The organism is Nonomuraea sp. GTA35 (assembly GCF_041950525.1).
Lineage (GTDB): Bacteria > Actinomycetota > Actinomycetes > Streptosporangiales > Streptosporangiaceae > Nonomuraea.
Map to the genome: position 1 here is coordinate 152,156 of NZ_JBGNUV010000009.1, position 24,458 is coordinate 176,613.

The window sequence follows — 24,458 nt, forward strand, 5'->3', positions numbered from 1 at the left end:
GCGCCACCACCGCCGAGCCCGCCACCACCGAGGAGGTAGCAGCATGAGCACCACGACCACCGAGACCGCGACCCCGTACGCGCCCGCCGCCGAGACCCTGGCCTCGGTCCTCGCCCCCACGGCCAGGCCCCCGCGTCCCAGCGCCTGGTCGGCGTCGATGACGTTCGGGTGGCGGTCCATGTTGAAGATCAAGCACGTGCCCGAGCAGCTCTTCGACGTGACGGCGTTCCCGATCATGATGACGCTGATGTTCACGTACCTGTTCGGCGGCGCGCTGGCCGGCTCCCCCACCGAATACCTGCAGTTCCTGCTGCCGGGCATCATGGTGACGAGCGTCGTGATGATCACCATGTACACCGGCGTGGAGGTCAACAAGGACATCGAGAAGGGCGTCTTCGACCGGTTCCGCACCCTGCCCATCTGGCGGCCGTCCACCATGGTCGGCTACCTGCTCGGCGACGTCCTGCGCTACTTCATGGCCTCGACCGTCATCCTGCTGATCGGGCTGCTGCTGGGCTTCCGCCCCTCGGGCGGGATCACCGGGGTGCTGGGCGGGATCGCGCTGCTGCTGGTGTTCTCGTTCGCGTTCTCGTGGCTGTGGACGATGTTCGGGCTGCTGATGCGGAACGAGAAGTCGGTGATGGGGGTCAGCATGCTGGTGATGATGCCGCTGACCTTCCTCAGCAACGTCTACGTGGACCCCGCCACCATGCCGGGCTGGCTCCAGGTCTTCGTCAACGCCAGCCCGATCTCCCACCTGGTCACCTCGGTGCGCTCGCTGATGGGCGGCACGCCGGACATGGGGGAGATCACCTGGGTGCTGGTGTCGTCGGCGGTGCTCGTGGTGGTCTTCGGGACGCTGACGATGCGGCTCTACAACCGGAAGTGAGCGGCACCCCGTCGCCCGGAGCCTGGCACTGACCGCACACCCTCCGTTACCATCCATTGACCAACAGTGGCGGGCGGAGGGTGAATGCGCGGTCACGTACGCCGGCTCGCCGCGGAGATCGGCGTCACCGGCGGGCTCAGTGCCCTCTTCTCCGTGGCGGCCGGCGTCTTCGTCAACTTCTCCACCGACGGCGAGCCCGAGCTCAACCCGGCTCACGTCCCGCCCGCCGTGCTCTTCTCCTGCCTGGCCTGCGCGGTGCCCATGGTGCGGGCGCGCTGGGCCGCCCGCTCGGAGACCACGACCGACCCGTACACGGCCAGGGACCTGGCCGGCTACAAGCGGCTGCTGAAAAGACTGCGCCAGGAGAAGGGCACGCCGCCGTTCGCCGAGCTGGACAGGCGCGCCGCCGAGCGCGGGCTCGACGTCGGGCGGGCCGACCTGGAGAAGGTGACCAAGCAGGCGTTGCGCTGGCTCGACGACGCCGAGCGCGCCGAGCCGATCATCCGCGCCTTCCTCGCCGTGCACCACGTGCCGGACACCGCCGCCGGAACCTGGCTGAACGCCTACCGCAAGCTGGTCGCTCCCCCGCCGCAGCCGGAGCGCACGCGCCGCGTCAAGCCGGCCGTCCTGGTGGCGGTGCCGGTCGTGTGCGCGACCGTGGCGTCCCTGGGCTACGTGGCGTACGCCGAGAGCCGCACCCGGGATCGGCTGTACCGTCCGGACGTGGCCGTGCTCTCCCGGTACTCGCCCGGCCGGTACCTGGCCGTGACCGGCTCAGAAACCGCTCCCCCGCGTGCCAGGCTCGGCCCCTCCATCATCAGCAGGAGCCCCGCGGCGCTCTACCGGTGGGACTTCTCGCCGGACAAGCACGACGGCTCGTACCACTACCGGATCCGCAACCGCAAGACCCGGCTCTGCCTGACCCCCGAGGCGCGCGAGCTCACCGAGGGCGGCTACATCACCGAGGCCGCCTGCGACGGGTCCGCGGAGCAGCTCTGGCGGCTGACCGGCGACGGCGGCATCTCGCAGGGCGGGATGTGCGTCGAGCCCAACCAGGGCTCGACCGACGCGGGCGCCCCGCTGGTCCTGCGCACCTGCGTCGCCGGCAAGCTCGCGCAGCGCTGGCTGGTCACCGGCCGCATGCCCTCGGGTCTCGGCAGCTCGGTGGCCAGCTCGCAGAACGGCATCTGCCTGGACGCGGCGGCCGGCATGTCGGACCTGGTCACCTGGGAGTGCCACGGCCGGGACAACCAGGCCTTCACCTACCGGCGCAACGCCCGGGGCGACTACGAGATGAGGATCTCGGGCACGTGCCTGGGCGTGTCCGCCTCGCGGGAGCGGCGCCGGCCCGTACGCCAGGCCTGCTCCGGCGGCCCCGGCCAGCTCTGGCGCTTCGCCTTCCGCTCGCCGCACAACGACTGGCTCCACTGGGAGGTCAGGCACGTCGCCAGCGACCTGTGCCTGCAACTGGAGCCCGACCTGCGCACGTTGTCCATGGGCTCCTGCGTCCGCTCGAACGTCCAGCAGTGGCGCACCCCCGCATGGCTGCTACCGCCGGACACCCCCCACCATCCCCCCGCCCCCAGCAGCGGCGGCGCGGGTGCCGCCCACCGCGGCACCCGCCCCGACGGCGGGCGTCAGTTCACGTACGCCCACAGGTCGTAGGTGTAGTACCCCGGGTAGGTCTGCGGGTAGTGGGTGCTGCACCACCAGGTCTGCCAGCGTCCGTTCTGCACGCCCGACTGGCCGAAGGAGATGCAGACGTCATAGGGCAGGTTGCTGTAGACCATCTGGAGCGTGGGCGCGGCGTGCGCCGGGGTGCTCGTGGCCAGGACGGGTGCCAGGGCGGTGACCGCGAGCAGGGCTAGAGCGGTGATTCTGTGACGCACCAGTTCTCCCCTCATGAAGGGCCGGACGGCGTTGGGACGCGATCACCGTGCATTGGACGACGGGGGTCAACCCCACAGCAAGATCGACCTTGTCGAGGCCCTGGCGACCAGCGCGGACGCGGGGAAGGCGGTGAAAGGTTCATCGCGGGGCGGGATCGCACCCCATGTCAAGGGTGCTCAGAGGCGCCAGGTGAGCTCCTCTTGGGGCTGGTAGCGGCAGGTGGAGCCGGTCGAGACGGACGCGCGCAGGTGGGCGGCCAGCTCGGGGTGGGCGTGGTCGAGCTTGCGGAGCGTGTCGCGGATGCGGGCCGTGACGGTCTTGCGGGCGCGCTCCGCCTCGTCGCCCAGCCGCCGCGTGCGCCCGCCCAGGCCCGCGGCGGCGCGCAGCTCGGCCAGCAGCGCGGCCCGCTCCCCGTCGAGCTCCGCCGCCCGGTGGTCGTCGCCCAGCTCGGCGGCGCGGTCGATCTCCTCGTCGAGCTGCCCCAGGCGGCGGCGGTACCGGGCCCTGGCCTCGTCGTCGAGCACCTCGTCGCCGCCCATGCTCCGGGCCGCGACCACGGCCTCGCCGCCCTCGGGGTCAAGCAGGACCACGGACGGGACGTCGGCGCCAGGGCGGCTCAGCAGGATGTGGAGGTCACGTAGACCTTTGGTATCGGGCATGTGCACGAGGCGGCCGGCGAAGGCCAGCGACCAGACCGCGCCGTCCCGCCTGAACTCCCCGTCCCGCCTGAACTCGCCGTCCCGCCTGAACTCGCCGTCGGGGCCGCCCGACGGGCCCTTGCCCGGGACCTCCCGGGCGGAGGTGCCGCCGCGGGTCGCCTCCCGCCCGCCGGGTCGTACGGCGGGCCCGGACGGCGGCGCCGGGCGTACGTACTCCGGCACCTGCCGCATCCCCAGCTCCTCCGCCTCCCGGCGCACCCCCTCGACCAGGGCACGCGCCGCCTCGGCGTCGCCGGGCGCGGCGCGGGCGAGCAGCGTCTCGGCCAGGTGGGCGCGGGCGAGCACGGACCACGGCCGCGCCCGCATCGCGTCGGCCGCGCGGTAGGCGGCGGTGAGCTCCTCGACGGCCTCCGCCCAGCGCTCCAGCGCGGCGTCCACGCGGCCGAGCCACAGATCGTACGGCCCGCTGATCTCCCACCCGAACAGCGACACCGCCCACTGCCCGCGGTGCGGCTCCAGCCGGGCCCGCGCCCGGGCACACAGCTCCGGGTCCTGCGTGACCACGGCCAGCTCGGCCTGGACGCGCAGCCAGATCGGCTGGATCATGCGGTCGCCGGGCTCCTCGTCGTCGAGCCGGCGCAGCGCGGTGTCGAGGTCGCCCGTCTGCAGCGCGGTCAGGGCCTCCAGCAGCGGCACGCAGGGGTGGCCGGAGCCTCTGAGCTCGCGCAGCAGCCGCTCCTGCCCGTCGATCCTGCCCCGCAACGCCATCAGCGCCCACTGGTGGTGCTTGAGCATGAAGGCGAAGTGATCATGCCTGGCGTCCGGGTGGACGGACTCCAGCAGCGACTCGGCCTCGGCGAAGCGGCCTTCGAGGCCGGCGATGATGCTCGCGTCGACGTCGACGGACATCTGGAGGTGGGGGCGCTCGCTGCGCCGGCCCCTGGCGGCGTAGGCGTGGAACTCGTCGAGGTAGCGGGGGTCGCCCTGCTCGATCATGGCCACCCAGCGCAGGGCGCTGGCGAAGTGTTCGAGGTCGCGGTCGGAGGTGCGGCGGGCCACGTCGACCAGCTCGCCCGTCAGCGCCACCCGCTCCGCCGCCGTGCCCGGCCCCCAGATGATGTCGTGGTGCGCCCACAGGCTGAACGCGAGCGCGTCGTCGTCGCCGCCCTGCCTGGCCCGCGAGGCCAGGTGCAGCACCAGGGCGACGGCGAGCCCGTCGGCGGGCACCGGAGGGCCGCCGACCAGCCTGCGGTACGCGTCTGTGAGCAGGTCGAGCGAGGCGTCGCGGCCGTAGTGGCTGTGGTGGACCAGCGCGACGCGGGCGGGCAGCTCGGGGTCGTCGGTGTCGCGGGCGATGGCCGCGGCCTCCTCGAACAGTCGCCTGGCCTCCTCGCGGGCGCCGTCGTGGTGCAGCTCCCTGCCCAGGTCGAGCGCGATCACGCCGCGCCGGTGCGGGCTCGCGGCGGCGCTCAGCTCGTACGCCCTGCGCAGGTGCGCGATCTGCTCCTCCCCGGCGAACCGCCCCCTGGCCTCGCGGGCGCCGTCGAGCAGCAGGCCGATGGCGTGCTCGGGGTCGAGCCTGTCTCCCGCGAGGTAGGCGTGCCTGGCCAGGTCGCTGGGCGGCAGCCGGCCGGCCAGGGCGGGCGAGCTCTCCACGGCGGAGACCACGGCGGCGTGGCGGTCGCGCGGGTCGTCGAGCGAGTCGTACAGCGTCTCGCGCACCAGGTCGTGGGCGAACGCGAACACGCCGCCGCCCCTGGTCACCACCAGCTTGGCCACCACGGCCAGCTCCAGCAGCCGATCGACGTGCGCGACCGGGGCCGCGATGGCGGCGGCGAGCACCTGGCGGTGGAACTCCCGCCCCAGCACCGCAGCGGCGGGCAGCAGCTCGGCCACCTGGCGCGGCAGCAGGGACAGCCGCCGCAGCAGCGCGTCGCGCACGCCGGGCGCGACGGCGCTGGCCGAGCCGCCGCTGCGCCACAGCCGGGAGGTCTGCTCGACGAAGAACGGGTTGCCGCCCGTGCGCAGGTGGACCTCCGCCACCAGCTCGGGCGGCGGGTCGTGGCCGGCGGTGCGGGCCATGAGCGCGGCGACGCCCGCCCGGTCGAGCCCGGTGAGCGTGATCGTGGTCGCCTTGGCCACGAGCGGCGACAGCAGGTCGCGCAGCGGGTGGTCGACCGGCTCCACCTCGGCGTCGCGGTAGGTGCCGATCAGCAGCAGCCGCTCGAACCACGTCTGCCGCGCCGCGAACTCCAGCAGCCGCAGCGAGGCCGGGTCGGCTGCGTGCAGGTCGTCGATGACGACGAGGAGCGGGCGCCGCTGGGAGATCGCGACCAGGGCGGAGGTGACCGCATCGTGGAGCTGGAAGGCGTCGGAAGGCCGCTCACCTGCCGCGTTGAAGCGGTGGAGGGCGTCAGCAGGCCGCTCACCCGCCGTGTCGGAGCGCTGGAAGCCGTCCGCGGGGTGCTCGCCGGCCGCCCGCGGCTCGCCCAGCAGGGTCGTCAGGCTGCCGCCTGCCGCCTCCTCGGCCGCCGCCCACTCCTCCGGCGCGGCGGCGCGCCGCAGCGCCCTGATGACCTGCACCCATGGCCAGTAGCCCGGGGCGCCGCCGGCATCCCAGCACGCGCCGCCCACCACCAGCGCGCCGCGCCGCCTGGCCTCGCCGGCCGCATCGGTGACGAGCGTGGTCTTGCCGATGCCCGCCTCGCCGGTGACCAGCACCAGGCCGCCGTGGCTGCCGATGAGCCTGGCGATCTCGGCGCGCAGCAGCGCGGCGGGGTGCTCCCTGCCGATCAGCTCGTGCGCCGCGACGTCGATAGGCATGACGCTTGCACGTTATCCGCCCTGCCCGACATTTTCCCAGCGCGATCAGCGCTGCCTGCGGCGCAGCCTCCACTTCGTGACCTGCTCGGCGGCGTACTGCCGGTCCACCCTGGCCTCCAGCCGGCCCTGGGCGGCGTTCCGCCGGTCGCCCGCGCTGGCCTCCCTGTCGCGGGCGGCGGCCTCCCGGTCCTGCCCGCTGGCCTGCCGATCGGCGGCGGCGACGCGCCGGTCCTGCCCCTGTTCGTGCTCCGCCGTCAACCGGTCGGAGCGCAGCGCGGCCAGCTCCGCGCGGAGGGCGGCACGGTCCATGCGGTTGCGCTCCCTGTCGGCGGCCGCCAGCGCCCTGGCCTCGGCCAGCAGCCGCCATTCCGCGCGTACGGCGGGCGATCGGTCTCCCAGCGCGGCCTGGCGGCGGGCGGCGGCCTCGTCGCGATCCTCGGCGGCCCTGTCCCTGCACTCCGCCGCCCACAGCAGGTCGTGCAGGCGGCGATCGCGGGCGTCCTCGGCCTCCCGCACCTGCTCCAGGTGCCGCCGGCGCAGGAGCGCCGCCTGGTCGCGAGCGTCGGCCAGGTCGTCGCGACGCTGCGCGTTCCGGTCACGCTCCTCGGCGGCCCGGTCCCGCGCCCTGCCCGCGGCGTCTCTCCGCTCCGCGGCGCGCTCGCGTGCGGTGGCCTCCTGCGGTTCCGGCTGGTCGCTCTCCCGCTTGTCCGGCTGCTCGTTCCGCTGAACGTCCTCGCCCGCCATCGCCGTCCCCACTGCTGACCGCTCCTTGCTCCAGTGTGCCCCCGACCGGCGGGAGACGGCCGGGTACTTCGCGGACCGGCCCTACCAGGTCACCTCCAGGGAGCTGAGCCCGTACACCACGGAGGACGCGCGGAACCGCGGCTCCGCGTCCGCCACGCGCAGGTTCGGGAAGCGCTCGAGCAGGGCGGGGAAGGCGATCCGCAGCTCCATGCGGGCCAGCGGGGCGCCCAGGCAGTGGTGCACGCCGTGGCCGAAGGCGAGGTGGCCGGGCGCGCCGCGGCTGAGGTCGAAGCTGTCCGCGTCCGGGAGGAACGACGGGTCGCGGTTCGCGGCGGGCAGGGTGACGAGCACCTGTTCGCCCTCCTGGATCCACTGGCCGCCGATCTCGGTGTCGCGGGTCGCGACCTTGGTGGTGCCCGAGTTGACGATGCTGAGCCAGCGCAGCAGCTCCTCCACCGTGGCGTCGATCCGCTCCGGCTCCTTCCTGAGCAGGTCGAGCTGCTCGGGGTGGCGCAGCAGGGCGAGCGTGCCGAGGGAGAGCATGTTGGAGGTGGTCTCGTGCCCGGCGAACAGCAGCAGCCCGCCGATCCCGACCAGCTCGTCGGTGGACAGGTCGTCGCCGTGCTCGCGCACGAGCATGCCGAGCAGCTCCTCTCCGGGATCGGCCTGGATGCGGGCGATCAGGCCCTCCATGTACGCGCGCTGCTCGAACTGGAGCATCATGCGCTGCTCGCCCGGCAGGCTCATGTCGAGCATCCTGGCGGTGCGCTGCTGGAAACCCTCGCGGTCCTCGTACGGCACCCCGAGCAGCTCGCAGATCACCAGCGACGGGATCGGCAGCGCGAACGACGGCACCAGGTCGGCGGGCGCGCCCGCGGCCTCGAGCGCGTCCAGGTGCTCCTCGACGATGCGCCGGATCCTGGGCTCCAGCCTGTCGATCCGGCGGATGGTGAACTCCGGCGTGAGCATCTTGCGCAGCCGCGTGTGCTCGGGCGGGTCCACGCCCAGCAGGTTGCCCGCGCGTACCTTGGCGAGCTGCTCCTCCGTCATGGGCGGCGCGCCGGGCAGCCGCGCGATGTTCGTGGGGGCGATCCTGAAGCGCTCGGCGTCGCCCAGCACCTCCCGCACGTCGGCGTAGCGCGTCACGAGCCAGGCTTCGGTGCCGAACGCCGTCGTGATCCGCTTGACCCGATCCTCGTCCCGCGCGGCCGCCAGTTCCGGTGCCGGATGGAACTCCACCCGCCGCATGTGCAACGGCATCGTCGAGGTCTCGCTCATATGCAACCCCTGGGTGATCGTCACTTTTTGGTAGCACCGTACTGAGCCGGGCGGCCGTCCACTAGTTGCGATCATCAATTGTTGCGAGCTCGTACCATGACCTCGACCACGGCGGCCACAGGTCCTTCTTGACGCTGGCTGAACGGCGCCAGGACTATACCTGCGTTTACCTGACGAAGAGGACTTCCATGGATCTGGTAAGGCAAGTTCCCGACTCCGTGCCCGTGCTGATCGCCGGAGGCGGGCCCGTCGGCCTGGCGACCGCCGTGGAGCTGGCCCATCACGGCGTGCGCTGCCTGGTGGTCGAGCCGCGGGAGACCGTGTCGTGGCTGCGCCCGCGCGCGAAGACCACCTCGGCCCGCTCGATGGAGCTGCTGCGCAGGTGGGGGCTGGCGGAGACGTTACGGTCGCGGGCTCCGCTGGCGGTGTCCTGGTCGGACGAGGCGGTGTTCGTCACCGGCCTGCTCGGGCGCGAGATCACCCGCATCAGCGGCTGCTTCGGCCTCGACCTGGTCGGCTCCGACCTGGCGGCCGAGCCGGGCCAGCAGGTGCCGCAGCCGCTGGTGGAGGAGGTCCTGCGGGAGGCGGTCGGCGACGCGCTGCTGACCGGCTGGCAGGTGGCCGGCCTGCGGGAGGACGCCGACGGCGTCACCGTACGGATCACGTCAGGCGACCAGGAGCGCGAGGTGCGCGCCCAGTACGTCGTCGGCTGCGACGGCCCGCGCAGCGTGACCAGGGCCGCCATCGGCTCCCGGTACGAGGGCCGCCAGGACGCCCGCCCCAACTTCAACATCGTCTTCCGCGCCCCGGGGCTGGCCGAGCGCATGCCGCACGGACCCGCCGTGCACTACTGGGTGCTGAACCCGGCCCAGCCCGGCATGCTCGGCCGCCTCGACCTGAAGGACACCTGGTGGTGCATCGCCCAGGGGGTGCGGGCGGAGGACGCCGACCCCGTACAACTGGTGCGCAACCTCGCCGGTGACGACATCGAGGTGGAGATCCTGTCCACCGACCCGTGGACGGCGCGGATGCTGCTGGCGGACCGGTACGCCAGCGACCGGGTCTTCCTGGCGGGCGACGCGGCGCACCAGAACCCGCCCTACGGGGGTCACGGGTTCAACACCGGCATCGGCGACGCGGTCAACATCGGCTGGAAGCTGGCAGCCGTGCTGCTGGGGTGGGCGCCCCCGGGCCTGCTGGCCACGTACGAGAGCGAGCGCCGTCCCATCGCCGCCGACACCATCGAGGCCGCCGCCAGGAACATGGCCACCCTCGCCCCCGAGCTCGCGGATCCGGCGCTGCTGGGGGACGAGGCCGAGTTCGAGAAGGTGCGCCCGGCTGTCGCGGAGGCGGTGCTGCGGACCAAGGACAGCGAGTTCCACAGCCTGGACCTGGTGCTCGGCTACACCTATGCCGGTTCCGCCATCGTCTCCTCCGGGGCCGGGGAGCGGCTGCCGCACCGGTGGCTGGCTCCCGGGGAGTCCCTGTACGACCGGCTGGGGCCCGCGTTCAGCCTCGTCGGGGACCAGCGCTCGCCCGGGGCCGCCGTGCTGGTCGCGGAGGCGGCGGAGCTGGGGGTGCCGCTGCGGGTCGTCGACCTGCCCGGTGAGCCGCTCTCGCTGGTCCGGCCCGACCAGCATGTCGCCTGGCGCGGCGGCGACCCTTCCGGTGCGCTGCGGACGGCGCTCGCCCACGGCCGGTAGGGGCCGGCTTGCCGTCCGAACACGTGCATCACGGCGTCCGCCACCGTGGTGCGCTCGACCGCCTGCCCGCGCGATGAGTTTCCGCCGCGCCGGAAGTCTTCCCTGATGAGCGCTGTACCCTTCTCGTTCCACCACATCAGGGGGAGACATCCGGTCATGACAGAAGCAGCACCCCGAGCAGGCCGCACCAAGAAGGACTGGGCACCGATCCACGCCGAGCGCGCCGCCCTCGCCGCCGACCTGGCGGGCCTGGCGGAGGAGCGGTGGGCGGCGCCGTCGTTGTGCGCCGGACTGACGGTCCGCGAGGTGCTCGCCCACCTGACCGCCGGCGCCAGCCTCACCCCGCTGCGGTGGCTGGCGGGCGTGATCCGCTGCCGGTTCGACTTCGACAAGCAGGTGGCCATGCGGCTGGCCGAGCACCTGGGCGCCGACGGCGCCGAGACCCTGGAACGCTTCGAGCGCGTCGTCACCAGTACGACCTCACCGCCTCTCCCCGCGGTGGCGATGCTCGGGGAGACGATCGTGCACGGGGAGGACATCCGCCGCCCCCTGGGCATCCACCGGGACTACCCGATCGGGACCGTCACGCGGCTGGCCGAGTACTACCGGGGGTCGGACCTGGTCGTCCAGGCCAAGGGGCGGATCGGCGGGCTGCGGCTCGTCGCCACCGACGGGCCGTTCGAGGCCGGCTCGGGAGCGGTCGTCTCCGGGCGCACCATCGCGCTGGTCATGGCGATGACCGGACGCGAGGCTCACTGCGACGAGCTGGAAGGGGACGGTGTCCCGATCCTGCGCGGGCGGTGCGGGCCGGCCTGAGAGCCGGGGTCAGGGGTTACCCCCCGTGAGGTCCGAGGGCGGGCGCGGGTGATGAAGCTACGCTGGGCGCATGCGGATTGTGGTGATTGGCGGTAGCGGGCACATCGGGACGTACCTCATCCCCCGCCTCGTCGCGGCCGGGCATGAGGTCGTCAACGTGAGCCGGGGCAAGCGGGAGCCGTACACACCTCACGGTGCCTGGCAGCGCGTCACCACCGTGGTCGCCGACCGGGAGGCGGAGGAGGCGGACGGCACCTTCGGGCGGCGGATCGCCGAGCTCGGCGGCGACGTGGTCATCGACCTCATCTGCTTCACCGAGACCAGCGCCCGGGCGATCGCCGACGCGCTGGCCGGGCGGGTGCGGCACTTCCTGCACTGCGGGACGATCTGGGTGCACGGGCCGAGCGCGCAGGTGCCGACGACCGAGGCGGCCGAGCGGGCGCCGTTCGGCGAGTACGGCATCCAGAAGGCGGCCATCGAGGCCCACCTGCTCGATCGGGCCCACCGCGAAGGGTTCCCCGCCACGATCATCCATCCGGGGCACATCACCGGGCCGGGGTGGGTGCCGGTGAACCCGGCGGGGAACGTCAACCCCGAGGTGTTCCAGAAGCTCGCCGAGGGCAGCGAGGTCGCGCTGCCCAACCTGGGCATGGAGACCGTGCAGCACGTGCATGCCGACGACGTCGCGCGGCTGTTCATGGACGCCATGGCCAGCCCGTCCGCGGCCGTCGGGGAGAGCTTCCACTCCGTCGCCACCACCGCCCTGACGTTGCGCGGGTTCGCCGAGGCGGTGGCGGGATGGTTCGGCAGGCAGGCCCGGCTGGCGTTCCTGCCGTGGGAGGAGTGGAAGGGCACGGTGCCGGAGTTCGACGCGCAGGTCACCTACGACCACATCCTGCACAGCCCGCACTGCAGCATGGAGAAGGCCGGGCGGCTGCTGGGGCACCGGCCCCGGTACACCTCGCTGGAGGCCGTCTCCGAGGCGGTCGACTGGCTGGTGCGGGCGGGGACCATCAAGCCCTGAGCCCGAGGTCCCCGTTCCCGCACCTCAGCCGCCCAGCGGGCCGAACTCCTTGCGGGTGTCGATCACGTCGCCGAACAGCTCCCACCGCTCCCCCTTGAACGTCATGAGCTGCATCGACTCGATCGGGAACCCGTCACCCTGCCCGGTGTCCAGCGTCACCCCGGGCAGCAGCATGTCCACCTTCACGCCCTTGAGGTTGCGCACGGAGTCCCGCAGGCCCTCGCGGGTCGGGCACGTGGCCGCCTCCATGGCCTTGTGGAAGCTGCTGGCCGCCGCCCACCCGAAGGTGTGGTACGGCACGTTGACGTCGGCCCCCGGCGCGTACTGCTGCATCTTCTGCTTGTAGAGCTGCATCTCGGCGTCGTTCGCCCACGTCGGGTCGTTCGGGTCCTTGTAGTACGTGGCCGACACGACGCCCTGCACGTTCTCGAACCCGACCGGCTTGAGCACCGTGATCGAGGCGGCGACGTTGTTGACGATGTGCAGCGGGTTCCACTTCGTGTTCTTGGCGTCGGCGGCCAGCGCCTGCGAGCCGAACTTCGGAGTGGTGATGTTGAGGAAGACGTCGGCCTTCGACTCGGCGAGGTTGCGCATCTGCGGGTCCACGCTGGGGTCGGAGACCTCGTAGCTCTGCTCGGCCACCACCTGCACCTGGGTGCCTTCCAGGGCCCGCTTGAACCCGCCGAGCAGGTCCTTGCCGAAGTCGTCGTTCTGGTAGAGGACGGCGACCTTGGCCTCGGGCTTCTCCCTCTTCAGGTAGGCCGCGTAGACACGGGCCTCGGAGATGTAGTTGGGCTGCCAGCCGATCGTCCACGGGTGGGCGGTGTCGGTGCCCCAGATGGAGGCGCCGGTGGCCACGAAGACCTGCGGGACCTTGCGCTGGTTGGTGTAGTCCCAGGTGGCGGCGGTGGAGGGGGTGCCGAGCGTCTGGAACAGGGCGAAGACCTGCTCCTGCTCCACCAGCCTGCGGGCCTCCTCGACGGCCTTGGGCGGCTGGTAGCCGTCGTCGCGGACGACGAACTCGACCTTGCGCCCGCCGATGCCGCCCTTCTCGGCGTTGACGTAGTCGAAGTAGGCCTTGATGCCCTTGGGGATGTCCCCGTAGGCGGAGGCGGGGCCGGACAGCGGGTAGATGCCGCCCAGCTTGATGCTGGTGTCGGTGATGCCGGTGGTCTGTTGCCCCGCGCACTGGCCGCCCGCTGCCGCCGTGCCTCCCGTGTTGCCGCCGGTGGCCGCGTCGCGCCCTCCGCAGGCGGCGACGGCGAGCAGTAACAGCGCCGTGCAGCCGATCGCAGAAACTCGCATCCCTCTTACTCCTTCCGGGGAATCTTCTTGATCAAGCGCCCGGCCAGGCCGGCCAGCCCCGTGGGGGCCACGTACATCACCGCGATGATCAGCAGGCCGAAGATGACGCCGGGCGCCGCGTCGTTGACGTCCTGAGAGATGCTCGGCACGAACATGACGAACAACCCGCCGAGCACGGGTCCGGACAGCGAGCCGAGCCCGCCGACGACCAGGCCGGCCAGCAGGGTGATCGACAGGTTCACGGTGAAGGAGTCCGGTGAGACGAACCCGATCACCCACGTGTAGACACACCCCGCCGCGCCGGCGAACATGGCGCTCCAGGCGAACGCGAGCGTCTTGTAGAACGACAGCCGCACCCCCATGACCTCGGCCGCGGTCTCGTTGTCCCTGACGGCGTGCAGCGCCCGGCCCACCCGCGAGCGCAGCAGCGAGGCGGCCAGCAGGAACGCCACGACGGTGACGGCCAGCGTGAGGAAGTACAGCCACTGGTCCTCGGCCAGCCCGCTCCACGCGGGCGGCGCGGGCTTGACCAGCGTCAGGCCCATGGAGCCGCCGGTCAGCTCCTCGAACCGCTTCAGCAGCGGGACGAGGAAGATCGCGATGGCGAGCGTCACGAGCGCCAGGTACAGGCCGCGCAGCCGCATGGCCGGCACGCCGAGCGCGAGGCCGAGCACGAACGCCACCGCCGCCGCGAGGGGCAGGGTCAGCGGGTACGGCAGCGCCCACCGGTCCATGAGGATGGCGGCGGCGTACGCGCCCACGGCGAAGAAGGCGCCGTGACCGAGGGAGATCTGCCCCGCGTGGCCGACGAGGAGGTTGAGCCCGAGCAGCGCCACCGCGTACACCAGCACCATCGTGAGCTGGAAGACGTGGAAGGGGACGAGCTGGAAGGGCGCGTAGATCGCGGCGGCCAGGAGCAGGCCGAGCCCCGCCCACCGCCGGTCGAGCTTGCGCCGCTCCCGTACGGGCACCGGCTTGGCCTGCACTTTCGTCGTGCTCATGCCCGCTCCACCGCCGCCCGTCCGAAGAGCCCCTGGGGCCGCAGCAGCAGCACGCCGAGGATGATCACCAGCGGCACCCCCACCTTGAGGTCGGACCCGATGAAGCCGACGTAGGCCCCGGCGAGCGTCTCGGCGACGCCCACGATCAGCCCGCCCGTGACCGCGCCGAGCGGGCTGTCGAAGCCGCCGAGCGTGGCGGCGGCGAAGGCGTAGATGAGGACGCCGCCCATCATGTTGGGCTCCAGGAACAGCAGCGGCGCCACGAGCACCCCGGACACGGCGCCCACGGTGGCGGCCAGGCCCCAGCCGAGCGCGAGCGTGCGGCCCACGCGGATGCCGACCAGCCGGGCGGAGGCGGGGTTCGTGGCCACGGCGCGCATGCCGAGGCCGATCTTGGTGTACTGGAAGAGCAGGTACAGCAGCCCCATGACCAGCGCCACCACGCCGAGCACGCCCAGCGTGGAGAAGCTCACGCTGATCCCCACCGCCTCCAGCGCGCCGCCGGGGACCGGGTTCGGGAAGTCCTTGATGAGGAACGTCCAGATCCATCCGGCGGCGGCGTTGACGAAGATGAACAGCCCGACGGTGACGATCACGATGGTCAGCTCGGGCGCGCCCTCGACCGGCCTGATGATGACCCGTTCGATGAGCATCCCGCCGGCGAACGACACCACCAGCGTCACCACCAGCGCCAGCCAGAACGGCATGCCGGCGGCCACGCACTGCCAGGCGATGTAGGTGGAGAACATGGCCAGCTCGCCCTGGGCGAAGTTGACGATCCCGGTGAACTGGTAGATCAGCACCAGGGCCAGCGCCAGGCTGGCGTAGATGGCGCCCGCGCCGAGCCCCTCGACGACCTGCTGCAGGAATCCGGCCATCGCGCTACACCCGGTACCCGAGGTAGGACTGGGCGACCTGCTCGTCGGCCCGGATCTCCTCGGCCGTGCCCGACAGCACGATCCGCCCGGTCTCCAGGACGTGCGCCTGCTGGGCGACGCCCAGGGCGAGATGGGCGTTCTGCTCGACGACGACCACGGTGGTCTGCTCCTCTTCGTTGATGGTCTGGACGATGCGGAACAGCTCCCGGGTGACGAGCGGGGCCAGGCCCAGCGACGGCTCGTCGAGCAGCAGCACCCGGGGGCGCAGCATGAGGGCCCGGCCGAGGGCCAGCATCTGCTGCTCGCCGCCGCTGAGGCTGCCCGCGGCCTGCTTGAGCCGCTTCTTCAGGACCGGGAAGTACTGGTAGACGCGTTCGAGGTCCTCGTTCACGGCCGGGCCGCGCCGCACGTACGCGCCGAGCCGGAGGTTCTCCTCGACGGTCAGCGGCATGAACGTGCCGCGCCCCTCGGGCACGTGGGCGACGCCGAGCCGGGTGACGGCGTCGGGCGAGCGGCCGGTCAGGGCGACGCCGCCGAGCGTGACCGTGCCGCGCGTCCTGACCATGCCGGACAGGGCGCGCAGCAGCGTGGTCTTGCCGGCGCCGTTGGGGCCGAGGATCGCGCAGACCTCGCCCTCGCGGACGGTGAAGCCCACCCCGTGCAGCACCTGCGCGTCGCCGTAGCCGGCCACCAGGTTCTCCACCACCAGGTCAGCGCTCATGCCGCCGTCCCCAGGTAGGCCTCGATCACGGCCGGGTCGCGCTGGACCTCTTCGGGCGGGCCTTCGGCGATCTTGCGGCCGAAGTCGAGGCAGACGATGCGCTCGCAGATGCCCATGACGAACCCCATGTGGTGCTCGACCACGATGATCGTCAGGCCGTACTCGGCGCGGATCGACTCCAGCGTGCCCGCGAACTCCTCCACCTCCGCCGCGTTCAGCCCGTTCACCGGCTCGTCGAGGAGCAGCAGCCGGGGGCGGGCGATGAGGGCGCGGGCGAGCTCGACCCGTTTGAGGGTGCCGAACGGCAGCCCGGTCGCCGGGTGCGCGGCCACCTGGGTCAGCCCCAGCCGTTCCAGGACGGCGTCGGCCTCGGCGCGCAGCGCGCGTTCCTCGCGGCTGACCCCCGGCAGCCGCAGCCCGGCGGAGAAGAAGCCGGCGCGGCCCCTGTGGTGCGCGCCGACCAGCACGTTGTCACGTACGGACAGGCGGGGGAACAGGCCCAGGTTCTGGAAGGTCCTGGCGATGCCGAGCCCGACGATGGCGTGCGGCGCCACGGCGATCAGGTCCTCGCCCTCGTACGTGATCGTCCCGGACTGCGGGGTGTAGCGGCGGGTCAGGCAGTTGAACAGGGTGGTCTTGCCGGCGCCGTTCGGCCCGATGAGCCCCACCATCTCGCCGCCCGCCACCCCGAACCCCACGCCGTCCAGCGCGGTGATGCCGCCGAAGCGAACGGTAAGATCGTGTACCTCCAGCATCCGGCCTCCTGGAGAACAATGTTCTGAAGTTGGGCTCAGCGTAGGAGCCGCTCGTCAAGGGCCGCATTGGGCACGGTGACCCAAGATGTTTCTGGCGAGTTGTCCTCTGAGCACAGGCTGGGTCTCATACCGGTTACAACCCGTTGACCGTGCGGCAATGGCCATGGATCATCCCGGCATGTCCACTGGTTCGAGCACCGTGGAAGCCGCCGTACGCGCGGAACGCACACGCATCCTGTCCGGGTTGCTCGGCGACCTCCAGGAGCTGGCCGACGTCGCGGTCACGACGATGCGGGAGGAGATCCCCGCCTACGACGCCCAGGGCCCGGCCTTCCACGCCGACGTGCGGGACCAGGTGGTCAAGCACTACCGGGCCAAGCTGGGCGTGCTCCTGGAGGACCGGACCGTGACGTTCGAGGACATCTCGTTCACCCGGCGCGCCGCCATGCGCCGGGCCAGGGCGGGCGTGGCGCTGGCCGACTACATCAACGCCTTCCGGGTCGGGCAGCAGGTGTTCTGGGAGGCCGTGGTCGAGCGGGCCGGGCACACCTACGCCGGGCGCGAGGCGGCGCTGTCGCTGGCGACCCCGCTGATGCGGTACTGCGACTTCGCCAGCACGCACGCGGCGAACGCGTACATGGAGTTCCAGCAGTACGCGGCGGCGGAGGCGGTGCGCGAGACCCGCGACCTGCTGGAGACGCTGCTGGCCGGGTGCGCGCCGACGCGGGGCAGGGAGGTGGCCGCGGCGCAGGCGCACGGCCTGGGCCCGGACGTGCGCACGCCGGTGCTCGTGGTGACCGCGGTGCTGGCCGGGCCGGCGGCCGATCCCGAGGACGCCAGGCATTCGGCGTGCGCGGCCATCGCCAGGATCGCCGGGAACGGCACCCGTACGCTGTCGGTCGTGCGCCGGTCGGAGATCGTCGCCATCCCCGTGCTCGGCCCCGGCACGGGGCCCGAGGAGCTGTGCGACCGGCTGCAGGGCGTGGTGGAGAGCCTGGCCGTCGAGGGGGTCAGGCTGGCCATGGGCGTCAGCACCGTCGCGGCGGGAGCCGCGCAGATCCCGCAGGCCTACCAGGAGGCCAGGGCCGTGCTGGACTTCGTGCCCGAGGAGGGCGGCGTGGCGGCGCTGCCCAGGATCACGCCCTTCCAGTACCTGGCGCTCAAGGCCGACGAGACCGCCCGCAACCTGGTCGATCCGCGCATCACGTCCCTGCTGTCGGAGGACCGTGCACGCGGCGGCGTGCTGACGGCCACGATCAGGGCGTTCGCCGCGGCGGACCTGAACCTGCGGACCGCCGCGGAGCGCCTCCAGATCCACCCGAACACCGCGCAGTACCGCATGCGCCGGATCCAGGAGCGCACCGGACGCAGCCTGCGCTCCATCAACGATCTGGTGGAGTTGCTCGTCGCCATCGCGCTGCATGATGCCCTGCCCACCAATGCCGGGCGGGAAAGACTGGCCGCCGCGACCAATGAGAGCCGTGGGATCTCGGACGTACGGTCATTCCATGAACCTCGCTGACCGGCTCCACACCGCCGCTGCCCGGCTCGGCGGCAGAGCGGTTCTCACGCTGGACGAGGCGCAGCTCACCTACGGCACCCTCGACGAGCTGAGCGCCCGCCTGGCGGGCCTGCTGCGGTGCCGCGGGATCGGCCCGGGCGACCGGGTCGCGATCATGTTGCCGAACGTGCCGGAGTTCGGCGTCGTCTACTACGGGGTGCTGCGGGTCGGGGCCGTGGTGGTCCCGCTGGACCCGCTGCTGAAGCGGCGCGAGATCGCCGCCTACCTGGGGGACTGCGGGGCGCGGCTGCTGATCGCCTGGCACGCCTTCGCCGAGACGGCGGAGGCGGGTTCGGCGGGCACCGACTGCTTCTTCGTCGTGCCGGGGGAGTTCAGGCGGCTGCTGAGGGGTGTCGCGGCCGAGCGCGAGATCGCCGACATGGAGGCCGACGACACCGCGGTCGTCCACTACACCTCCGGCACCACCGGCCGTCCCAAGGGCATCGAGCTCACCCACGCCAACCTGGGCGGCAACGCCGCCACCGTGGCCCGCATGCACGCGCTCGGCGTGGACGACGTGGTGCTCGGCGCGCTGCCGCTCTACCACACCTTCGGCCAGACCTGCTCGCTCAACGCGACCGTGCACGCGGGCGCCCGGCTGACCCTGCTGGGCCGCTTCGACGCGGGACGGGCCCTGGAGGTCATCCGGCGGGACGGGGTGACGGTCTTCCAGGGCGTGCCGACCATGTTCATCGCGCTGCTCGACCATCCCGGCGCCTCCGACATGTCGATGCTGCGGGTCTGCGCCTCCGGCGGGGCCGCGCTGCCGCTGGACGTGCTGCGGGCGTACGAGGCCAGGTTCGGCTGCGAGATCGTCGAGGGGTACGGGCTCAGCGAGACCTCCCCCGTCGCCGCGACCAACCGGGGCGGCTCGCACCGCAGGCCGGGCTCGATCGGCTGGCCCATCAGGGGCGTCGAGATGAAGGTCGTCGACGACGACGGGCGCGAGCTGCCCGCCGGCGAGATCGGCGAGATCGTGGTGCGCGGCCCCAACGTGATGAAAGGGTACTGGAACGACCCTGCGGCCACGGCCGAGGTGATCCGCGACGGCTGGTTCCACACCGGCGACCTCGGGCGGGTGGACGGCGACGGCTACTTCTTCCTGGTGGACCGCCGCCGCGACGTGATCATCCGCGGCGGCTACACCGTCTACCCGCGCGAGGTCGAGGAGGTGCTCTACGAGCACCCGGCGGTGCGGCAGGCGGCCGTGTTCGGCGTGCCGCACCCCGGGCTGGGCGAGGAGATCGAGGCCGTGGTGGCCCTGCGCGCGCCGGTGACCGGCGAGGAGCTGCGCGACTTCGTACGGGAGCGGGTGGCGGCGTACAAGTATCCCCGTCACCTGTCGTTCGTGGACGAGCTGCCGATGAGCCCCACCGGCAAGATCCTCAAGCGGGCCCTGCCCCGGCTCAGAGCCGGTACGTACGGGTGATCGCGACCAGGCCGCCGTCCTCGCGGGTGGCGGCCACCAGCCCCGGCGGCATCGGCGTGAACCCCGGCACGGCCGCGAACCCGTCCCGCTCGCCGATCGCCGTCACCCTGAGCTCGCCCGCGCCCGTCGCGCCGGCCTCGCCCGTACCCGTGGCACCGGCCTCGCCCGCCGTCCTTGCTTCGCCCGCCGTCCTTGCCTCGCCCGCCACCCGTATGGTGATCTCCGCGCCGCCCGCCGGGATCCCGCGGAAGCGCACTTCGCCCGGCCAGGTGTTCGCGCGGGTACCGGTGACGGGCACGGTCACGGCCCGCATGCCCTCGGCCTTCGCGGTCGCCTCGACGATCGGCCGCTCGACGCGGAGCGTGAGCGAGCGCGCGCCCCGGCCCGCGGTGACCCGCAGCCGGTAGGTGTCGCCGTCCTTGCGCAGCACGCGGACCCGCGGCCCGTCCACGTCCACCGCCGGCGCGCGGCCGGTCCACAGGTCGCCGCGGGCGTAGCCGGGCGGCAGGAACGCGGTGTCGCGGCCCGAGACGTACCTCTTCGTCCAGTCGGACGGGTCGAGGTCGGCGCTGACCCAACCGGCCGTCCCGGTGTCGGCGTCCATCACGTACGCCAGGTGCGTGCGCCTCGGGTTGGCCGCGTCGAAGCCGTCCAGCGCCAGCCCGGCGGGCACCAGCGCCACCGCGAGGGCGGCGGCGGCCAGCGGCACGCCGAACGCCACCGGCCGCCCGACCGGCCGCTGCGGCTCCGGCAGCCACAGCTCGACGGCCGGCAGCGCGGTCAGCGCGAACAGCGCCAGCACCGCCGCGCTCACCCCGCCGAGCGCCAGCCCCATCCCGTCGAACGCCGCCAGCGCCAGCCCGGGCAGCAACGCCGCCCCCGCCAAGAGCCCGGCCGTCAGCGCCACCACGCGCCAGACCGTACGACGAAGCAGCAGCGCGGCCAGGCCGCCGAGCGCGGCGCACAGCGCGGGCAGCGCGAACATGAACGAGGCGCCCGGCGCGACCTGCGCGCACACCACGCCCAGCAGCGCCGGCCAGGCCAGCGCCCCGACGGCCGCCGCGGCAGGCCCGGCCCAGCGCCGCAGCACCAAGTACCAGCCCAGCACCGCCAGCCCGGCCAGCACCGCGACGGCCGCGCGGAAGGCGTCGGGCCGGTGCAGCAGCCCGCCCATCCCGTAGTAGTCGGGCCGCATGGCCACCAGCACCTCCCACAACCCCTGCGCCAGCACCACCGCCAGCGCGACCGGCACGGCCGCCGAGAGCGCGCCGGCCACCATCCGCACCGGCCCGGCCACCCGCCGCCGCCACGCCACCAGCCCCAGCCCGGCCACCGCGGCCACGGCGAGCCCGGCCAGCGGCCACACCAGAGCGTTCGGATAGGTGATCATGATTCCGAAGAGCCGGAAGTAGGTGACGTCGTGGTCGGCGGCCAGCGCGGGCAGGTCGGCGCCGCCGAGCGTGCGGGCCAGGGCCAGCATGTTCGTCCCGTGGTGCTGGAGGCTGCCCCTGTTCAGGTGGGCGAGCGAGTCGTCGGCCGTGTGGTAGCGCGAGGACTCCTGGATGTAGGCGAAGTTCATGCCGGTGAACCCGGCCGCGGTCATCGGCGTGAAGTCGGTGTTGTTCGGCAGCAGCCGGTAGAGCTCGACCATCATGGAGTCGCCCCGCGGGTACGGCACGGCGCTTGCGAACGTCCCGACCAGCCCGGCGTTGTCCCGCGACGTCTCGAACATCAGCGACGGCCCGCTGACCCCGCGCGCCTCCCAGTTCAGCAGCACGCCGCCCTTGCCGCCGAGCGGATGCTCCCTGACGAACGCCTCGGCGCCGAGCACGCCGTCCTCCTCGCCGTCCGTCATCAGGAACACCAGATCGTTGCGGAGCTTCGTGTCACCCAGCGCCCGTACGCTCTCCAGCATCGCCGCCACGGCCGCGGCGTCGTCCGACGCGCCGGGGCCCATCGCGGCGGAGTCGTAGTGCGCGGCGATCACCACCGTCCCGGTCGGATCGGTGCCGCGGCGGGTGGCCACGACGTTGTGCACCTGCCCGAACGCCGCCAGCCCCGTCGAGGAGTTCGCCCCCACGGCCCGCTGCACCCGCACGTCCAGCCCCGCCGCGCGCAACTGCCCGGCCAGGTAGTCCCTGGCCTGCGCGCCGGCCTGGCTGCCGATGGGGCGGGGCCGGGTGGCGAACGCCTCCAGGTGTCTCAAGGCCCGCTCGGCGCTGAACTGCGTGGCCGGAGCCGAGGCGGGCAGCGGCTGCATGGTGCTGTTGGACATGGCGGTCAGCACGATCACGGCGGCCAGCGCCAGCAAGGCCGAAACCCCTGCCAGCGTGCGGCGGGGGACGTCGAACAACTTTCCCTTCATGACAGGGAACGCTAGGTTTCCCGGCCCGGCCGCCGGAATGATGAGCGTGCCCGGATCGGGCTGCGGTTTTCCTCAGGTCAGGAAGCGGGCGCGCAGGTCGGGGCGGAGCCAGGCGGCCGGGGAGGCGATCGGCAGCCCGCCGTCCACAGGCAGGACCACGCCGGTGGTGCAGGCGGTGCTGGTCGGCCAGGCCTCGGCCAGGGACGCCCTGGCCGAGGCCGCCGAGACCGCTACAGGAACAGGCGGTCGTTGACGCAGCGCAGCACCGGGTACGAGGTGAGCGCCGCCGGGTCCAGCTCCTTGTCCGTCGTGACGTGGAAGGTCACGCTCTCCCCCGGCAGCAGCGTGACGAGCTGGTCGTCCACGCCGGCGTCCGGGTCGAGCCGGTCGGGGAAGATCGCCAGGTCGCGCAGGACGGTCCCGGCGGTGACGGTGACGGCGTACCCGCCCGGCTCCCGTTCCGTGAAGGCGGCGGCCCGGGCCCGCGGATACCCCATGTCCGGGTCCTCGGCCAGCGCGAACACCACCCGCTCGCCTCCCAGCCCGGCCGTCAGCAGCCGGGCGCCCGGGTCCTCGGGCGGGCTGACGCGCACGGTCGCGCGGGCGGGCACGGTGACCGGCTCCTCGCGCCCGGCCAGGGCCTGGCCCGACAGGTCGAGCGCGGCCAGCTCCAGCGTGCCGGCCCACTCCTCGTCCGTGTCGTTGACCAGCACGACCTCGGTGCCGAGCCGGGTGATCAGCCGGTCGGCGAACGAGCGGCGCAGCGCGTACCAGAGGGGCTTCCTGCGGCCCGCGCCGTCCACGGCGGCCCAGGACGTGACCGGCCAGCAGTCGTTGAGCTGCCAGACGACCGTGCCCATGCAGTACGGCATCAGCGCCCTGAACCGCTGCACCCCGAACGCCATCGCGCGGGCCTGGTTGAGCTGCGTCCAGTAGTGCCAGTCGTCGAACGTCCCCGGCTCCGGCAGGTGCCCGCGCAGCCCCTTCAGCAGCTTGGCCTGCCCCCCGGGGGCCTTCTGGTGCGAGGAGTCCGGCGTGAGCGGCTCGTCGGAGGAGGCGGCGCGCAGCGTGGCGTACGCCGGCGGCCCCTGGTAGCCGAACTCGGCCACGAAGCGCGGCGTGTAGTCGGCGTAGTGCTGGTAGCCGAGGTCGCCGCCCCACACGGTCCAGATGTGCACGGTCCCGGTCGAGGGGTCGCGCACGTCGCGGTCGGGCGCGCCGGAGTACGGGCTGCCGGGCCAGTACGGCCGCGTGGGGTCCAGCTCGGCGACGACCGACGGCAGCAGGTCGTAGTAGAACCCGGCGCCCCAGCTCCTGCCGCCCAGCGGCTCGCGCCAGTCCCAGTGCTGGTGCCCCTCGATGCTCTCGTTGTTGCCGCACCACAGCACCAGGCTGGGGTGGGCGGACAGGCGGGCCACGTTGTCGCGTGCCTCGGCCGCCACCTCCGAGCGGAACGGCTCCTCCTCGGGGTAGGCCGAGCAGGCGAACGGGAAGTCCTGCCAGACCATCAGGCCAAGGCGGTCGGCCAGGCCGTAGAACTCCTCCGACTCGTACACGCCGCCGCCCCACACGCGCAGCGCGTTGGCGCCGGTGCCGACGGCCTGCTCGAAGCGCTCGGCCAGGCGGGCGGGGGTGACCCTGGCGGGAAAGCAGTCGTCGGGGATCCAGTTGAAGCCGCGCACGAACACCGGCTTGCCGTTGACGACCAGGCGGAAGGCGTCGATGTCCAGCTCGACCGTGCGGAAGCCGATCTCGCGCCGCCACTCGTCCGAGCCGGCGCGCACGGTGAGGGCGTAGAGCGGCTGCGCGCCGTGCCCGCGCGGCCACCACCGCTCGGCGTGCGGCACGTCCAGGCGCAGCACGGCCTCGCTCCGGCCCTGCTCCAGCTTGGTCTCGACGCTGACGCCCGCCACGTCGGCGGTGACGGTGACCGGCGCGTCCCCGGTGCGCTCGACGCGTACGTGCACGTCCACGCCGTCGCCGCGTACCAGCGGGCGCACCTCGGCCAGGCGGGCGCCGGACCAGGAGCTCAGGCCGATGGGCCGCCAGATGCCGCTGGTCACCAGCGTCGGCCCCCAGTCCCAGCCGAAGTTGCAGGCCATCTTGCGGATGAACGCGTACGGCTCGTCGTACGGCCCCGGCCGCTCCCCGTGCAGGGCCTGCTGCTCCTCGGCGTAGCCGTAGGGCGCGCGGAAGCGCACCTCCAGCCGGTTGCCGCCCGCGCGCAGCAGCTCGCGCACCGGGAACCGGTAGGTGCGGTGCATGTTGGCGGTGCCGCCCAGCTCGTGCCCGTTCAGCCGGACGGTCGCGACGGTGTCGAGGCCCTCGCAGACGAGGTCGGTGCGCTCGTGGCCGTCGTCGTGCCAGTCGAAGGCGGTCTCGTAGATCCAGTCCGTGCGGCCGATCCAGCCGAGCCGGGTCTCGTTGTCGTCGCGGTAGGGGTCCTCGATCAGCCCCGCGGCGAGCAGGTCGGTGTGCACGCTGCCCGGCACGGCGGCCGGGATCGCGGCGGGCCCGTGCGGGGTCTCACCGTCTGCTCGCAGGGTCCAGCCGTCGTGCAACGCACAGTACACGTGATACTCCCAACTAAACCGGGTAAGCCAGCCAGACTGTAAGG

19 protein-coding genes are annotated in these 24,458 nt (G+C 72.9%); 8 read left to right on the plus strand and 11 right to left on the minus strand.

Going from position 1 to position 24,458, the window contains the following annotated elements:
• Nucleotides 1-43: 43 nt before the first annotated feature.
• Together ACBJ32_RS35085 and ACBJ32_RS35090 are read left to right on the plus strand one after the other, a co-directional pair.
• Nucleotides 44-889: an ABC transporter permease gene (locus ACBJ32_RS35085; protein WP_357882163.1), complete on the plus strand. Its 846-nt coding sequence runs from the start codon at nt 44-46 to the stop codon at nt 887-889.
• Nucleotides 890-973: 84 nt separating this feature from the next.
• Nucleotides 974-2,554: a ricin-type beta-trefoil lectin domain protein gene (locus ACBJ32_RS35090; protein WP_375130406.1), complete on the plus strand. Its 1,581-nt coding sequence runs from the start codon at nt 974-976 to the stop codon at nt 2,552-2,554.
• Here ACBJ32_RS35090 and ACBJ32_RS35095 read toward each other — a convergent pair.
• From ACBJ32_RS35095 to ACBJ32_RS35110, 4 genes are all read right to left on the minus strand, one after another.
• Entirely contained in the window at nt 2,527-2,778 is a 252-nt protein-coding gene (locus ACBJ32_RS35095) for a hypothetical protein (protein WP_375130407.1), read from the minus strand. The two genes, ACBJ32_RS35090 and ACBJ32_RS35095, sit on opposite strands and share 28 nt — an antisense overlap.
• Nucleotides 2,779-2,955: 177 nt before the next feature.
• Nucleotides 2,956-6,261, minus strand: a complete 3,306-nt coding sequence (locus ACBJ32_RS35100) for an AAA family ATPase (RefSeq protein WP_375130408.1) — start codon at nt 6,259-6,261, stop codon at nt 2,956-2,958.
• A gap of 45 nt (nt 6,262-6,306) precedes the next feature.
• A complete protein-coding gene (locus ACBJ32_RS35105) occupies nt 6,307-7,017 on the minus strand; it encodes a hypothetical protein (protein WP_375130409.1) in 711 nt (236 codons plus the stop codon).
• A 69-nt stretch (nt 7,018-7,086) separates the two neighbouring features.
• Nucleotides 7,087-8,283 carry a cytochrome P450 gene (locus ACBJ32_RS35110; RefSeq protein ID WP_375130410.1) on the minus strand — a complete coding sequence of 399 codons (1,197 nt, stop codon included), beginning with the start codon at nt 8,281-8,283 and terminating at the stop codon, nt 7,087-7,089.
• A gap of 188 nt (nt 8,284-8,471) precedes the next feature.
• Here ACBJ32_RS35110 and ACBJ32_RS35115 point away from each other — a divergent pair, with 188 nt between their 5' ends.
• The 3 genes from ACBJ32_RS35115 to ACBJ32_RS35125 all read left to right on the plus strand — a co-directional run bounded on the left by ACBJ32_RS35115 (nt 8,472) and on the right by ACBJ32_RS35125 (nt 11,826).
• Nucleotides 8,472-9,986 (plus strand): FAD-dependent monooxygenase, encoded by a 1,515-nt coding sequence (locus tag ACBJ32_RS35115; RefSeq protein WP_357882184.1) that lies wholly within the window; start codon nt 8,472-8,474, stop codon nt 9,984-9,986.
• A gap of 156 nt (nt 9,987-10,142) precedes the next feature.
• Nucleotides 10,143-10,802 (plus strand): maleylpyruvate isomerase family mycothiol-dependent enzyme, encoded by a 660-nt coding sequence (locus ACBJ32_RS35120; RefSeq protein ID WP_375130411.1) that lies wholly within the window; start codon nt 10,143-10,145, stop codon nt 10,800-10,802.
• 70 nt (nt 10,803-10,872) lie between these two features.
• Nucleotides 10,873-11,826, plus strand: coding sequence for an NAD-dependent epimerase/dehydratase family protein (locus ACBJ32_RS35125; RefSeq protein ID WP_375130412.1), 954 nt, complete (start codon nt 10,873-10,875; stop codon nt 11,824-11,826).
• A gap of 24 nt (nt 11,827-11,850) precedes the next feature.
• Here the strand turns inward: ACBJ32_RS35125 and ACBJ32_RS35130 are convergent, their stop codons facing one another.
• From ACBJ32_RS35130 to ACBJ32_RS35150, 5 genes are read right to left on the minus strand one after another with little or no spacing between them, the layout of a single operon-like run.
• On the minus strand, nt 11,851-13,131 hold the full coding sequence (locus ACBJ32_RS35130) for an ABC transporter substrate-binding protein (RefSeq protein ID WP_375130413.1): 1,281 nt from the start codon (nt 13,129-13,131) through the stop codon (nt 11,851-11,853).
• 5 nt (nt 13,132-13,136) lie between these two features.
• A complete protein-coding gene (locus ACBJ32_RS35135; protein WP_375130414.1) occupies nt 13,137-14,132 on the minus strand; it encodes a branched-chain amino acid ABC transporter permease in 996 nt (331 codons plus the stop codon).
• A complete protein-coding gene (locus tag ACBJ32_RS35140; protein ID WP_375130415.1) occupies nt 14,129-15,010 on the minus strand; it encodes a branched-chain amino acid ABC transporter permease in 882 nt (293 codons plus the stop codon). Before ACBJ32_RS35140 ends, ACBJ32_RS35135 begins: the two co-directional genes overlap by 4 nt.
• A 4-nt stretch (nt 15,011-15,014) precedes the next feature.
• Nucleotides 15,015-15,731 (minus strand): ABC transporter ATP-binding protein, encoded by a 717-nt coding sequence (locus ACBJ32_RS35145; RefSeq protein WP_375130416.1) that lies wholly within the window; start codon nt 15,729-15,731, stop codon nt 15,015-15,017.
• Nucleotides 15,728-16,486, minus strand: coding sequence for an ABC transporter ATP-binding protein (locus tag ACBJ32_RS35150; protein WP_375130417.1), 759 nt, complete (start codon nt 16,484-16,486; stop codon nt 15,728-15,730). Before ACBJ32_RS35150 ends, ACBJ32_RS35145 begins: the two co-directional genes overlap by 4 nt.
• Before the next feature lie 178 nt (nt 16,487-16,664).
• On the opposite strand from ACBJ32_RS35150, the gene ACBJ32_RS35155 reads away from it, so the two are divergent.
• Nucleotides 16,665-18,008, plus strand: coding sequence for a helix-turn-helix domain-containing protein (locus ACBJ32_RS35155; RefSeq protein WP_357882208.1), 1,344 nt, complete (start codon nt 16,665-16,667; stop codon nt 18,006-18,008).
• Nucleotides 17,995-19,476, plus strand: a complete 1,482-nt coding sequence (locus ACBJ32_RS35160) for a long-chain fatty acid--CoA ligase (protein WP_375130418.1) — start codon at nt 17,995-17,997, stop codon at nt 19,474-19,476. Before ACBJ32_RS35155 ends, ACBJ32_RS35160 begins: the two co-directional genes overlap by 14 nt.
• Here the strand turns inward: ACBJ32_RS35160 and ACBJ32_RS35165 are convergent.
• Nucleotides 19,454-21,841, minus strand: coding sequence for a M20/M25/M40 family metallo-hydrolase (locus tag ACBJ32_RS35165; protein ID WP_375130419.1), 2,388 nt, complete (start codon nt 21,839-21,841; stop codon nt 19,454-19,456). The two genes, ACBJ32_RS35160 and ACBJ32_RS35165, sit on opposite strands and share 23 nt — an antisense overlap.
• On the opposite strand from ACBJ32_RS35165, the gene ACBJ32_RS35170 reads away from it, so the two are divergent.
• On the plus strand, nt 21,840-22,094 hold the full coding sequence (locus tag ACBJ32_RS35170) for a hypothetical protein (RefSeq protein ID WP_375130420.1): 255 nt from the start codon (nt 21,840-21,842) through the stop codon (nt 22,092-22,094). The two genes, ACBJ32_RS35165 and ACBJ32_RS35170, sit on opposite strands and share 2 nt — an antisense overlap.
• Here ACBJ32_RS35170 and ACBJ32_RS35175 read toward each other — a convergent pair.
• Nucleotides 22,072-24,414, minus strand: coding sequence for a glycoside hydrolase family 2 TIM barrel-domain containing protein (locus ACBJ32_RS35175; protein WP_375130421.1), 2,343 nt, complete (start codon nt 24,412-24,414; stop codon nt 22,072-22,074). The genes ACBJ32_RS35170 and ACBJ32_RS35175 overlap by 23 nt on opposite strands.
• Between the last annotated feature and the right edge of the window lie 44 nt (nt 24,415-24,458).

Coding starts and splice junctions, on each gene's coding strand:
- ACBJ32_RS35125 (WP_375130412.1), top strand. CDS start 10,873: ATGCGGATTGTGGTGATTGGCGGTAGCGGGCACATCGGGACGTACCTC.
- ACBJ32_RS35155 (WP_357882208.1), top strand. CDS start 16,665: ATGTCCACTGGTTCGAGCACCGTGGAAGCCGCCGTACGCGCGGAACGC.
- ACBJ32_RS35110 (WP_375130410.1), bottom strand. CDS start 8,283: ATGAGCGAGACCTCGACGATGCCGTTGCACATGCGGCGGGTGGAGTTC.
- ACBJ32_RS35140 (WP_375130415.1), bottom strand. CDS start 15,010: ATGGCCGGATTCCTGCAGCAGGTCGTCGAGGGGCTCGGCGCGGGCGCC.
- ACBJ32_RS35150 (WP_375130417.1), bottom strand. CDS start 16,486: ATGCTGGAGGTACACGATCTTACCGTTCGCTTCGGCGGCATCACCGCG.
- ACBJ32_RS35145 (WP_375130416.1), bottom strand. CDS start 15,731: ATGAGCGCTGACCTGGTGGTGGAGAACCTGGTGGCCGGCTACGGCGAC.
- ACBJ32_RS35100 (WP_375130408.1), bottom strand. CDS start 6,261: ATGCCTATCGACGTCGCGGCGCACGAGCTGATCGGCAGGGAGCACCCC.
- ACBJ32_RS35130 (WP_375130413.1), bottom strand. CDS start 13,131: ATGCGAGTTTCTGCGATCGGCTGCACGGCGCTGTTACTGCTCGCCGTC.
- ACBJ32_RS35120 (WP_375130411.1), top strand. CDS start 10,143: ATGACAGAAGCAGCACCCCGAGCAGGCCGCACCAAGAAGGACTGGGCA.
- ACBJ32_RS35170 (WP_375130420.1), top strand. CDS start 21,840: ATGACAGGGAACGCTAGGTTTCCCGGCCCGGCCGCCGGAATGATGAGC.
- ACBJ32_RS35160 (WP_375130418.1), top strand. CDS start 17,995: ATGAACCTCGCTGACCGGCTCCACACCGCCGCTGCCCGGCTCGGCGGC.
- ACBJ32_RS35085 (WP_357882163.1), top strand. CDS start 44: ATGAGCACCACGACCACCGAGACCGCGACCCCGTACGCGCCCGCCGCC.
- ACBJ32_RS35115 (WP_357882184.1), top strand. CDS start 8,472: ATGGATCTGGTAAGGCAAGTTCCCGACTCCGTGCCCGTGCTGATCGCC.
- ACBJ32_RS35165 (WP_375130419.1), bottom strand. CDS start 21,841: ATGAAGGGAAAGTTGTTCGACGTCCCCCGCCGCACGCTGGCAGGGGTT.
- ACBJ32_RS35090 (WP_375130406.1), top strand. CDS start 974: ATGCGCGGTCACGTACGCCGGCTCGCCGCGGAGATCGGCGTCACCGGC.
- ACBJ32_RS35135 (WP_375130414.1), bottom strand. CDS start 14,132: ATGAGCACGACGAAAGTGCAGGCCAAGCCGGTGCCCGTACGGGAGCGG.